General features: G+C 70.7%; 11 protein-coding genes. 6 read left to right on the forward strand and 5 right to left on the reverse strand.

The genetic code is table 11. The annotated features are described in order from the left end of the window. The first annotated feature begins 3 nt into the window (after positions 1–3). From glp to lexA, 4 genes are all read left to right on the forward strand, one after another. Positions 4–1230 carry a gephyrin-like molybdotransferase Glp gene (glp, locus tag GBB76_RS04700; RefSeq protein ID WP_152302222.1) on the forward strand — a complete coding sequence of 409 codons (1227 nt, stop codon included), beginning with the start codon at positions 4–6 and terminating at the stop codon, positions 1228–1230. Between the two features lie 62 nt (positions 1231–1292). Further along, positions 1293–1676: an oxalurate catabolism protein HpxZ gene (gene hpxZ / locus GBB76_RS04705; protein ID WP_152302223.1), complete on the forward strand. Its 384-nt coding sequence runs from the start codon at positions 1293–1295 to the stop codon at positions 1674–1676. A gap of 107 nt (positions 1677–1783) precedes the next feature. Continuing rightward, complete coding sequence (locus GBB76_RS04710; protein WP_152302224.1) at positions 1784–2482, forward strand: GntR family transcriptional regulator; 699 nt, start codon at positions 1784–1786, stop codon at positions 2480–2482. Positions 2483–2708: 226 nt separating this feature from the next. Beyond that, positions 2709–3407, forward strand: a complete 699-nt coding sequence (gene lexA / locus GBB76_RS04715) for a transcriptional repressor LexA (protein ID WP_152302225.1) — start codon at positions 2709–2711, stop codon at positions 3405–3407. Here lexA and GBB76_RS04720 read toward each other — a convergent pair. Then, positions 3401–5752, reverse strand: coding sequence for a ComEC/Rec2 family competence protein (locus GBB76_RS04720; RefSeq protein WP_152302226.1), 2352 nt, complete (start codon positions 5750–5752; stop codon positions 3401–3403). The genes lexA and GBB76_RS04720 overlap by 7 nt on opposite strands. A gap of 217 nt (positions 5753–5969) precedes the next feature. On the opposite strand from GBB76_RS04720, the gene gltX reads away from it, so the two are divergent. Together gltX and gltA are read left to right on the forward strand one after the other, a co-directional pair. Further along, a complete protein-coding gene (gene gltX / locus GBB76_RS04725; RefSeq protein WP_152302227.1) occupies positions 5970–7406 on the forward strand; it encodes a glutamate--tRNA ligase in 1437 nt (478 codons plus the stop codon). Between the two features lie 233 nt (positions 7407–7639). Beyond that, positions 7640–8950: a citrate synthase gene (gene gltA / locus GBB76_RS04730; protein WP_152302228.1), complete on the forward strand. Its 1311-nt coding sequence runs from the start codon at positions 7640–7642 to the stop codon at positions 8948–8950. Positions 8951–9150: 200 nt separating this feature from the next. Here gltA and lpxB read toward each other — a convergent pair whose 3' ends face one another. Genes lpxB through fabZ form a run of 4 tightly spaced genes read right to left on the reverse strand, consistent with a single transcriptional unit; the run spans position 9151 to position 12557 of the window. Continuing rightward, positions 9151–10359: a lipid-A-disaccharide synthase gene (gene lpxB, locus GBB76_RS04735; protein ID WP_152302229.1), complete on the reverse strand. Its 1209-nt coding sequence runs from the start codon at positions 10357–10359 to the stop codon at positions 9151–9153. Continuing rightward, entirely contained in the window at positions 10356–11264 is a 909-nt protein-coding gene (locus GBB76_RS04740) for an LpxI family protein (protein WP_152302230.1), read from the reverse strand. The genes lpxB and GBB76_RS04740 overlap by 4 nt, the downstream gene beginning before the upstream one ends. After that, a complete protein-coding gene (gene lpxA / locus GBB76_RS04745; RefSeq protein WP_152302231.1) occupies positions 11239–12069 on the reverse strand; it encodes an acyl-ACP--UDP-N-acetylglucosamine O-acyltransferase in 831 nt (276 codons plus the stop codon). The genes GBB76_RS04740 and lpxA overlap by 26 nt, the downstream gene beginning before the upstream one ends. Then, positions 12066–12557: a 3-hydroxyacyl-ACP dehydratase FabZ gene (gene fabZ / locus GBB76_RS04750; protein WP_152304747.1), complete on the reverse strand. Its 492-nt coding sequence runs from the start codon at positions 12555–12557 to the stop codon at positions 12066–12068. Before fabZ ends, lpxA begins: the two co-directional genes overlap by 4 nt. Between the last annotated feature and the right edge of the window lies 1 nt (position 12558).

Consider the following 12558-nt stretch of genomic DNA (forward strand, 5'->3'; position numbering starts at 1 on the left):
GCAATGGCGCTGATGCCGGTCGACGAGGCGCTGGCGCGCCTGCTCGCGGCGGCCCGTCCGCTTGAGTCCGAGACCGTGCCGCTCGACGGCGCGCAGGGTCGCGTGCTCGCCGCGCCGGTCATTTCCCGCCGCACCACCCCCGGCGCCGACGTCTCGGCCATGGACGGTTATGCTGTGCGGGCGCAGGACGTCGCCGACGTGCCCGCGACGCTCGCGCTGATCGGCGAATCCGCCGCCGGCCGTCCCTTCCCGGGCGATGTCGCGCCGGGAACGACCGTCCGCATCTTCACAGGCGCGGTGCTTCCTGAGGGCGCCGACGCTGTGGTGATCCAGGAAGATACGCGCCGCGCGGGCGAGGCGGTCACCGTCACCGAGGCGGCGACGATTGGCCGGCACATCCGCAGGGCCGGCGGCGATTTCGCCACCGGCGAGACGCTGCTGGAGCCCGGCCACCGGCTGCGGGCCCGCGACCTGGCGCTGGTCGCCGCCGCCGATATCGCCGAGCTGCGCGTGGCCCGCCGCCCGCGCGTCGGCCTGCTGTCGACCGGCGACGAGCTGGTGCGGCCGGGCATGGGCGCGGCGGCGCACCAGGTCATCGTCTCCAATCTCTACTCCGTCGCGGCGCTGGCCCGCGATGCCGGTGCCGAGGCGATCGACCTCGGCATCCTGCCCGACGACATGGACGCGACGCGCGCTGGCGTGCGGGCGGCGCTTCGTGCCGGGCTCGACGTGCTGGTGACGACGGGCGGCGCCTCGGTCGGCGACCACGACCTCATCGCCCCCGCGCTCACCGCCGAGGGCGTTGAACTCGCGGTGCACCGGATCGCCCTTCGGCCGGGCAAGCCGCTGATGTTCGGCCGCCCCACCGACGGCGCCACCGGCCCGCTGGTGCTCGGCCTGCCCGGCAACCCGGTTTCCGCCCATGTCTGCGCCCTCCTCTTTCTGGTGCCGCTGCTCCGGGCGCTACAGGGCCTCGCCGTGCCACCCGGCCCCCAGTTCCAGCCCGCCCGCCTCGCCGTCGAGGTGAAGGCCAACGAGCAGCGCATGGATTTCCAGCGCGCCGAGATCGTCGGGTATGAGAGCGGCGTGCCGCTGGTGCGCCCGCTGCCGGTTCAGGACAGTTCCATGCTGCGCAATCTCTCCCGCGCCGACGTTCTGCTGGTGCGCCGGCCGCACGCGCCGGCCGCGCAAGCGGGAGAACTGTGCGAGATTCTGCCTCTCGAGGATTGACCGGGCGCCCGGCTGCCTGTGTGCTCGCGCTCGGGCAGAGAGCCGGCGAGGGGACGGGGCGCATGGACATCAACATTGCCGAGGTGCTGGATGAGGTGCGCGCGGCGTTCGACCGCTATGAGCGCGCGCTGGTGGCGAACGATGTCGCCGCGCTGGACGACCTGTTCTGGGACGACCCCACCACCATCCGCTATGGCGGCGGCGAGAATCTCTACGGCATAGGCGAGATCCGCGCCTTCCGCGCCGCCCGCTCGCCGGCCGGGCTGGAGCGCATGCTGGACCGCACGCAGATCACCACCTATGGCCGCGACTTCGCCGTCGCCTCGACCCTGTTCCGGCGCGGCTCGACGCCCGGCAAGGTCGGCCGGCAGATGCAGACCTGGATGCGCACGCCGGCCGGCTGGAAGGTCGTCGCCGCCCATGTCAGCCTCATCGACGACAAATGACCCAGCGGCATCGGCCGCATGAAGTGCTTGGTGAAGCTGGGCGCGCCGGCTAATGATGCGAATGGCGGCCCGCTCCCTCGCCGCCTCATCAGATTCGTCGTTCGCGCATGTCGGTGCTGCCTGTCCGCTTCCCGCTCGAACCGCCCGCCGGCGTCGGCCGGCGGGGCCGCGTGACGCGCGCCGAGGAACTGCGCATGCAGCTTGCCGACGAGATCACGCGCGGCACGCTGCCGCCCGGCACCGCGCTTGACGAGACGGCGCTGGCGGCGCGTTTCGGGGTCTCCCGCACGCCGGTGCGCGAGGCGCTGCGCGAGCTGAACGCCTCCGGGCTCGTCGATGCCCGCCCCCATCGCGGCGCCGTGGTCGCGCGGCCGAGCGTCGACCGGCTGCAGAACATGTTCGACGTGATGGCGGAGCTGGAGGCGCTGTGCGCCGGGCTGAGCGCGCTCGCCATGACGCCGCAGGAGCGCCGGCAGCTCGAACGGCTGCACGCCGACATGGGCGAGCTGATGCGGCTGGGCGACTTCACCGCCTATCGCGAGGCGAACGAGCAGTTCCACACCTCGATCTATGCCGGCAGCCACAACGACTATCTGATCGAGATGACGGTCGGCACGCGCCGGCGGCTCTCGCCCTTCCGCCGTGCCCAGTTCCGGGCGCTGGGCCGCCTCGCTCTCTCGCACACCGAGCACGACCGGGTGACGACGGCCATCCTGCGCGGCGACCGCGACGCCGCCGCGAACGCGATGCGCAGCCATATCGCCATCGTGCACGACGCCTACGAGCAATACGCGCAGACCGTCTGACCGCAGCCGGCCGGACGACGAATCGGGGCCCGCAAGTCCCCTCGGCACGACCTCTGGATACCTCCCGCGCGGGCCCCGCCACGCGCCGCCGGCGCCCTCGCCTTGAGAACACACGCGTTTTCCGGCCCTTAGCGATGCCTTTACCCATTGTGGAACACAATAGGAACGGATATATTTGTTCGCGATTTGTTTCAGTCCGGCATCAGCCGTCAGACGGGACCTACGGATGCTTACCCGCAAACAGCATGAGCTGCTTCTCTTCATCAATGAACGCCTCCAGAAGGACGGCGTGCCGCCCTCCTTCGAGGAGATGAAGGATGCGCTCGACCTCAGGTCGAAGTCGGGCATCCACCGGCTGATCACGGCGCTGGAGGAGCGCGGCTTCATCCGCCGCCTTCCCAACCGCGCGAGGGCACTCGATGTGGTCCGCCTGCCGGAAGACGCGCAGCCGTCCAAGCCCGCTCCCCGTCCCTTCGCGCCCAACGTCATCGAGGGCAATCTCGGCCGTGTGCGCCCGGCGAACGAGGACGACGAGACGCGGCGCGTGGTGCCGATCCCGGTCATGGGCCGGATCGCCGCCGGCACGCCCATTTCCGCCATCCAGTCGCGCGACCACACCATCGGCATGCCCCCTGAGATGCTGTCCGGCGGCGAGCATTTCGCGCTGGAAGTGCGCGGGGATTCGATGGTCGAGGCCGGCATTCTCGACGGCGATCTCGCGCTCATCCGCAAATGCGACTCGGCCAATACCGGCGAGATCGTGGTGGCGCTGATCGACGACGAGGAAGCCACCCTCAAGCGCCTGCGCCGCAAGGGCGCCTCGGTGGCGCTGGAGGCGGCCAACCCGGCCTATGAGACCCGCATTTTCGGTCCCGACCGGGTGCGCATTCAGGGCAAGCTGGTCGGGCTGTTCCGGCGCTACTGAACCTCCATCGGCGCTTCGGCGGGCGTTGAATCGTCTTCCACGTCGCGCATCGGCTCCTTTGACGCCGGTTGCTTTGATGTCAGTGCCGCTGATGCGGGGGCTTTTGACGTGTGTCCGCTTGATGGCGGTAACGTCTGCGCCTTCGGCTCCCAGGGACGCGTGCCGGCCGCCGGGCGGGCCGCCACCAGGCGCCAGCCGCCCTCAGGATTGCGATAGCCGGCGATTCCGCCGATAGGCCGGGCGGGATCGACCCGCACCACGGTCGCCGCGCAATCGTCGGGCGGCGCGAAGGGCGTCACCAGTACGCGCGCGAGACGGCAATCATCCTCCAGCGACTCCCTCTGGCGCGACAGCGCGGCAAGGCCGCCCTCGGGAAGCGGCAGCGTGCAGCCGGCCATGTCGCAGGCGGCGCCGGCCGTGACCTGCGTCGCGCCGACCCGCGCGCGGTCGCCATCCGCGTTGAGCCATTGCTCGACCGCGAAGCGGCCGGCGAGCCCGCTCATGCGATCGCCCATCACCGCCAGCGCACCGTCCGCGCCCCTCACCGCCACCGTCCGCGCCTGCGCGTCCACCAGCAGGTCGGGCCGCGGCGCACTCGCGGTCGCCCACAAAGCGAGCCCGGCCAGGGCGGGCGCCACCAGCACCAGACGCGAGCGCGCGAGGCAGAGCACCACCAGGGCGAGGCTGAACAGGGCAAGGCTCACGGCCGGCATCGCCCGCACGCCGCGATCCGCCCCCGGCAGGGCGGCGACGGCATCGGCGATGGCAAGCATTGCGCCGATGCCCCAGCCCATCACCCGCCATATCGGCTCGTCCCATCCGAACGGCATCAGCAGGGCGCCGACCAGGCCCATCGGCATGACGATGAACGACACCACCGGCATCGCCGCCAGATTGGCCAGCAGGCTGAGCGGCGCCAGCCGCTGGAAGTGGAAGGCCGCGAACGGCGCCGTCGCCAGTCCCGCCGCCAGCGAGCCCAGCACCAGCGCCGCGAGGTAGCGCGCCGGCACTGCGAGCACCGGGGCGCTCACGCCCGGCGGCGCGGCGATGAAGCGGCCGAACCGCTCATAGGCGGCGACCAGCGCCAGCGTCGCCGCGAACGACATCTGCGCGCCCGGATCGAGCACCGCCCAGGGCGTCAGCGCCATCACCGCCAGCGCCGCGAGCGCCAGCGTGCGCAGGGTGAGCGCCGGCCGCCCGAGAACGACGCCGGAGAGCACCAGCAGCGTCATCGCATAGGCGCGCTGGGTCGGCACCTCGGCGCCGGACAGAAGCAGGTAGAAGCTCGCCGAAGCCACGGCCGGCAGCGCCGCCCAGGCCTTGATCGGCCGCGACAGGGCGAGTTCCGGCACCAGCGCCAGCAGGGCGCGCGCGAGAAAGAACACCGTGCTGGCCACCAGCGCCATGTGCAGACCGGAAATCGAGAGGATGTGCGAGAGGCCGGCGATCCGCATGCTCTCCTCGATCGGCTCGCCCACCGCGTCGCGCAACCCGGTGACGAGCGCCACCGCGACCCCGCCATCCGCGCCCGGCAGCGTCGCCCGGATCCGCGCGGCGATGGCGCGGCGGGTGCCGTCAAGCCAGGTGGCGAGGCTGAGGCTCCAGGGCGGCGCGCCGGGCGCCGGCGCCGCCTCCGGCCGGCCCAGCGCGAAGCCGGTGGCGCCGATGCCGTCGAACCAGATCGCCCGGCCGAAATCGAATCCGCCGGGATAGGCCGGCCCGGGCGGCGGGCCGAGCGTGGCGCGCAGGCGCACATGGCTACCCACAGCCGGAGGGTCGCGTCCCGTCAGCGTCACCCGCACGCGCTGCGGCGGCTCGGCCGGCGGGCGCGCGAAGCCGGTGACGAGAAGGGTGATCCGGCTGCCGCGCGGGCGCTGCTCGGCCGCCTCGACGAAACCGGTCAGTTCGGCCGCGTAGAGCGTGCTGCCGAGCACCGGATGCGCCATGCGCTGTACCTGCAGCCCGGCCACCGCGAAGCCGAGCGCGACGACGGCAAGCAGCGCGAAGAGATGGAAGCCGAAGGGCCGCTCCCGCCGCCATGCGGCCAGCGCGGCGAAAACGCCGGCCGGCACGAAGCCGGCATAGGCCAGCGGTTCCTGCGGCGCGGCGAAATAGAGCGCGGATCCCAAGGCGAAGGCGACTGGCAGGAACAGGAAGCCGCGCCGGTCGTCGAGTTCGCGCGCCAGAGCGGCGGAAAGGCCGCCGAGTAGCGCCGCGAACGGCAGTCCCGGCCAGCGTCCGGTGACGCCGAGGGCGGGCCTCGCGGCCGCGAGCACCGCCACCCGCGCCCCCCGGCGGCGCGGCATGTCCTTGCCCGGAATGTCCTCTCCCGGCGGCGCCTGCATCCCCGCACGGCCCCCTTCCGCACGCCCCCTTGCGCACTCCCGATGAAGGTCGCGGACACGCCCGGCGCACGCGCCTGTGACGGGCCGGCGGCGTCTCGGGCGATCCTGCGCTTTTCCCGTGTCGCGCACCTATGGTACACGCACCGTCCGCGCCCGCCACGCAGCAACCTTCACGCTTTGACGCCGCTGACATTCCCCGGCGCGAGACGAAAGAGCCATGTCCGAGACCGTCGTCACCCGCTTCGCCCCTTCGCCCACCGGCTTCCTGCACATTGGCGGGGCGCGCACCGCGCTGTTCAACTGGCTCTACGCCCGCGCCAAGGGCGGCACGATGCTGCTGCGCATCGAGGACACCGACCGCCAGCGCTCCACCCCGGAAGCCATCGACGCGATCATCGACGGGCTGAACTGGCTCGGCATCGACTGGTCAGGCGACGTCATCTACCAGTTCGCCCGCGCCGAGCGGCACCGCGAGGCGGTGGAGCAGATGATCGCCGCCGGCCGCGCCTATCCCTGCTACGCCTCGGCGGCGGAGCTGGAGGAGATGCGCGAGACCGCCCGCAAGGAGGGCCGCCCGCCCCGCTATGACGGGCGCTGGCGCGACCGCGACCCGTCCGAATACCCCACCGACCGCAAGCCGGTCTTCCGCCTCAAGGCGCCGACCGAGGGCGAGACGGTCATCGACGACCTCGTGCAGGGCCGCGTCGTGATCCCCAACAAGGACCTCGACGACCTCGTGCTGCTGCGCTCCGACGGCACGCCGACCTACATGCTCTCCGTGGTCGTCGACGACCACGACATGAACGTCACCCACATCATCCGCGGCGACGACCACCTGACCAATGCCGCGCGTCAGACGCAGATCTACCATGCGCTGGGATGGGAGGTGCCGAAGATGGCGCATATCCCGCTCATCCACGGGCCGGATGGTGCCAAGCTCTCCAAGCGCCACGGCGCGCTCGGCGTCGATGCCTATCGCGCCATGGGCTACCTGCCCGCCGCGCTGCGCAACTACCTCGTCCGCCTCGGCTGGAGCCATGGCGACCAGGAGATCTTCTCGACCGAGGAAATGACCTCCCTGTTCGATCTCGACCGGGTGGGACGCTCGGCGGCGCGCTTCGATTTCGCCAAGCTGGAGAGCATCAACGGCCTCTATATGCGGGCGACGCCGGACGCGGAGCTTCTGGCGGCCATCGACACGCTGCTGCCGCACATCCCCAATGGCGCGAGCATCGCCGCGGCGCTCACCCCGGAGCGGCGGGCGCAGCTTCTGGCCGCCATGCCGGGGCTGAAGGAGCGTGCGAAGACACTCATCGAACTCATTGATAATGCTTCATATATTCTGAACGTTCGCCCGCTGCCGATCGAGGAGAAGGCGCAGGCGCTGCTGACCGGGGAGGCCCGGCGCCTGCTCGCCGCAGCGGCCGAGAAGCTCGCCCGCGTGGCCGAGTGGAACGCCGTCGAGACCGAGGCGGCGGTGCGCGCGACGGCCGAGGAGCTCGGCGTGAAGCTCGGCGCCATCGCCCAGCCGCTGCGCGCCGCGATGACCGGAAAGACGACCTCTCCCGGTATCTTCGACGTTCTGGCCGTGCTCGGCCGGGAGGAGTCGCTGGCCCGCATCGCCGACCAGACCGGCTCGCTCGCGGCGGCGTAAGATCTCCGTCTAGCACGGCGCGCAGGTGGAGGTGAATTCGTTTCGCCGCCACCGCACGGCCGCATTGCGGTACCAATTTCGCTGCGCTTGCGAGGGCGGATCGAAACCGCTACGACTGCCTCTCGGGCCGCAGCGAGACATCCCCCGTCTCCGGCCATGGCCTCCGGGCCCGGCACTGCACCCGCAAGACGTGATCCGTTTCATTCGGTTCCACAGGCTCAGGGAGAACCCGCATGGACGCCAGCAGCGGCACTTCGGCGAAATCCGCCACCCTCACCATTGGCGATGAAAGCTGGGAGCTGCCGATACTGAACGGCACCATCGGCCCCGACGTCATCGATATCGCCAAGCTCTACGCCCAGACCGGCAAGTTCACCTACGACCCCGGCTTCACCTCGACCGCCTCCTGCGAAAGCCAGATCACCTATATCGACGGCGACGAAGGCATTCTGCTCTATCGCGGCTACCCGATCGAGCAGCTGGCGGAGAGCGGCGACTTCCTCGAGACCTGCTACCTGCTCCTCTACGGCGAGCTGCCCACCGCCGCCCAGAAGGCGGATTTCGACTACCGCGTCACGCGCCACACCATGGTGCATGAGCAGATGAGCCGGTTCTTCCACGGCTTCCGTCGCGACGCGCACCCCATGTCGGTTCTGGTGGCCTCGGTCGGCGCGCTGTCGGCCTTTTATCACGACAGCACGGACATTTCGGACCCGCAGCAGCGCATGATCGCCTCGATCCGCATGATCGCGAAGATCCCGACGCTGGCGGCCATGGCCTACAAATACTCGATCGGCCAGCCCTTCGTTTACCCGAAGAACGACCTCGACTACGCCTCGAACTTCCTGCGCATGTGCTTCTCGGTGCCGTGCGAGGAGTACAAGGTCAACCCGATCCTCTCCCGCGCGATCGACCGCATCTTCATCCTGCACGCCGATCACGAGCAGAACGCCTCGACCTCGACCGTGCGCCTCGCCGGCTCGTCGGGCGCCAACCCCTTTGCCTGCATCGCCGCCGGCATCGCCTGCCTGTGGGGGCCCGCCCATGGCGGCGCCAACGAGGCGGCGCTCAAGATGCTCGGCGAGATCGGCTCGGTGGACCGCATCCCGGAATTCATCAAGCGCGCCAAGGACAAGAACGATCCGTTCCGCCTGATGGGCTTCGGCCATCGCGTCTACAAGAACTACGACCCGCGCGCCAAGATCATGCAGCGCACCTGCCACGAGGTGCTCGGCGAACTCGGCATCCAGGACGACCCGCTGCTCGACATCGCGGTGGAGCTGGAGCGCATCGCGCTGCAGGACGAGTACTTCGTCGAGCGCAAGCTCTACCCGAACATCGACTTCTATTCGGGCATCACCCTGCGCGCCCTCGGCTTCCCGACCTCCATGTTCACCGTGCTGTTCGCTCTCGCCCGCACCGTGGGCTGGATCGGCCAGTGGAAGGAAATGATCGAGGATCCGGGCCAGCGCATCGGCCGCCCGCGCCAGCTCTACACCGGCGCCGTCGGGCGCGACTACATCCCGATCGCCCGCCGCAAGTGAGCGGCGCCTGACGGCGGCGTGCCGGTAGCGGCGCGACGCGGTCGGACGAGACAAGCGGCGCCCGCGCCGCCGCCTGAGACGAGAGCTTCAGAATTCCCCGTCCTCCCGCCGGAGGGCGGGGATTTTGCTTTCTGGCTGGTGTTTGCCGTCGTGGCCGGGCGTGACCCGGCCATCCACGCTTGCACTGCACGCGCCCGGCCTCAGCCCTTCGCGCCTGCGCGCGCGTCCGCCAGCGTTTCCAGAACGGCGCGCGCCGCCCGGCGGCTCGGCGGCTCGCCGCCCTCGCCCATCATCGCGTCGAGCCGGGCGAAGGCGGCGAGCTGCGCCCCGCGCTCGTCTCCGCCCTCGATGAGCTGCGCGAGCTGCGCCGCCATGGCGGGCGGATCGATATGCCATTGCAGATATTCCGGCACCGTCGGCGTACCGAGGATGAGATTCGGCAGGATCGCGGTCTTCACCTTGATGAAGTACGGCGCGATGCGCCCTTCCAGCCACGGGACGCGATAGGCGGCGACCGTGGGAATGCCGGAGAGCGCCAGTTCCAGCGTCACCGTACCCGAGGCCGCCAGCGCCGCCCGCGCGATGCGGAACGCGGCGCGCTTCTCTTCCTCGTCGACGACGATGCGCGGCTTGACCGGCCAACCGGCCACGACCTCCTCGACCTGGGCGAGCCGGCGGGGCAGCGTCGGCAGCACCACGTCGACGTCCGGCAGGCGTTCGCGTACCCGCTCCAGCACCTCGCCGAAGGTCGCCCCGAGCCGCGCCAGCTCGGCGCGCCGGCTTCCCGGCAGCACCAGAAGGACGGGCGGCATCCCTTCGCGACGCCGTGCCTCCTCGGCATTCGGCCGCAGGCGATCCAGTTCGCCAAGCAGCGGGTGGCCGACATAGGTGGTCGGCGGCCCGCCGAGCGCATGCATCGCCTCCGGTTCGAAAGGCAGCAATGCCAATACCTTATCGAAGTCCGGCGCCATCGCCCGCGCGCGGCCCGGCCGCCAGACCCAGACCGTCGGCGCGACATATTTGACGATGGGCAGGCCGGGAAGGCGCGCCCTCACCTTGCGCGCCACGCGATGGGTGAAATCCGGGGCGTCGACCAGGACGAGAATGTCGGGCGGCGCATCGATGATCGCCCGCGCGGTCTCGCGCATCCGCCGCAATATGCGCGGCAGGCCGGCGACGACCTGCGCGAAGCCCATGGCGGTGATGTCCTCCATCGGGAACAGGCTCGCCAGCCCCTGCGCCTGCATGCGCGCGCCGCCGACGCCGCGAAAGCGCACACCCGACGGGCTCAGCCCCTTGAGCTCCGCCATCAGCTCGGCGCCGAGCGCATCGCCGGATTCCTCGCCCGCGACGATGAAGACGTCGAGCGGGCGAGCTTCGTCCGCGCCCGTGCCGGAAGGGGCGCTCATGGCGCATCCGCCCCGTCACGGACGAAAGCGTGGATGAACAGCCCGGCCGCGTCCGCAGCGCGCAGCAGCGCCTCGACATCGGAAACGATGACGCCCCCGGCCTCGACGGCGATACCCGCAAGCCCGGCGCGCGCCGCGCCCTCGACGGTGCGCACCCCGAGCGAAGGCAGGTCGAGCCGCCGGTCCTGCCCCTCCTTGGGGCGCTTCACCAGCACGCCACAGGGCGCCGGCATCTTGATCCGGCCATTGGCGCGCAGCTCCGCGACCCGCGCCAGCATCAGGTCGGTGCCCTCCGCCGCCTCCATGGCCACCACATGCCGGTTCATCACCACCAGCCCCTGCCCGATGTCGAGCGGGCCGGTGACGGCCAGCACCCGGCGCCCGAGCGCGATATCCTCCATCTGCCCGGCATCGGGCGCGACCGCGCCGAGCGTGCCGGCCGGAAGCAGGATTTCGGGGGCGATTTCATGGGCGCCGACGAGGCGAAAGCCCGCCTCCTCGAACAGCCGGCCAAAGCTGGTCAGCAGGTGATCGTCGCCCCCGCGCAGCATGCCGAACACGCGCGGCAGCAGGGTCAGCGTGGTCCAGTCCAACCGGATGTCGCGCATGCGCGGGCGCAGCACATTGCCGATGAACACCACATCGCGGCAGCCCAGGCGGCGCAGTTCGCGCGTCAGCAGCCCGAAGCGGCCGATATGGACCCACATATGCGGCCACGCTTCGACGGTGGAATCGGCGAAGCCGCGCACCGGAAAGAGCATGACCCGGCGCCCGGCCTTGCGGGCGGCCTGCGCCACCGCGAGAGGAAAGGCGCCGCCGCCGCAGATGATGGCGAGCGGCTCGCCCGCCCCCGGCGTCTGCGGCCCGGCCGGGCCGGGTTCAGGCGGCTTCGGGCTCGGCGACATGATCGGCCGCGTCGGCGGGTACGGTCAGGCGGCGCTTGCCGGCGCTGCGCACGAACGCGACGATCTGCAGGACATGGTCGTTGTCACCGAACTCGGCCGCCACGCGGTCGGCGCGCTCGGCGAGCGTGCCGCCGCCGTAGAACAACTCGCGATAGGCGGCCTGCATCTGCCGGCGCTGCTGGAGCGTGAGGCCCCGGCGCTTCAGGCCGGTATAGTTCAGCGAGCGCAGGCCCGGATGGCCCTCCATCATCAGGCCGTAAGGGATGATGTCGAAGTGCACCCCGCACATGCCGCCGACCATGGCGCCGTCGCCGATACGCGTGAACTGGTGCACGGCAGCAAGCCCGCCGATGAACACATTTTCGCCGACCGTCACGTGCCCGGCCAGCGTGGCATTGTTGGCGAACACGGCGCGCGCGCCGACCACGCAGTCATGCGCGATGTGGCTGCCGACCATGAACATACCGCCCTCGCCGACCACCGTCTCCATGTGGCCGCCGGCGGTGCCGGTGTTCATGGTGACATGCTCGCGGATGATGCAGTTGCGGCCGACCAGCAGGCGGCTCGACTCGCCCTTGTAATGGTAGGACTGCGGCTGCGAACCCAGCGAGGCGAACGGGTACACCACCGTGCCTTCGCCCAGCGTGGTGTGCCCGGCGACGGCGACATGCGAGACGAGGCGCACGCCCGCCTCCAGCACCACATTGGCGCCGACGGTGCAGAAGGGCCCGATCTCGACGCCCTCGCCCAGCCTGGCGCCGTCCTCGATGCGTGCGGCCGGATCGATCCTTGCCCCGCCGCTCACTTCTTCGGTTCCCGGGCGATCATCGCGCCCACCTCGGCCTCGGCCACCAGCTGGCCGTCGACTCTGGCCTCGCCTCGGAACCACCACATGTTGCGGCGCTTGGTCATCTGCGTCATGTGGTACTCCAGCACATCGCCCGGTATCACGGGCCGACGGAATTTCGCCTTGTCGATGGTCATGAAATAAACGAGCGAGGGCGCACCGTCACCGGGGCGCTCCAGCAGGCAGATCGTGCCCGCCGTCTGCGCCATGCCCTCGAGGATCAGCACGCCCGGCATGACAGGATTGTCGGGGAAATGGCCCTGGAAATGGGGTTCGTTGGCCGACACGTTCTTGATACCGACCGCCTTCCGGTCGCCCTCGATGCCGACGATCTTGTCGACCATGAGGAACGGGTAGCGGTGCGGCAGCGCGGCCAGAATGCGGAGAATGTCGGCGGAGCCGAGCGCGGCGGTCTCGGTCGCGATGGTATCGGCCTGCACGTCCATG

Origin of the sequence: Ancylobacter sp. TS-1 (assembly GCF_009223885.1) — a bacterium.
GTDB lineage: Bacteria > Pseudomonadota > Alphaproteobacteria > Rhizobiales > Xanthobacteraceae > Ancylobacter.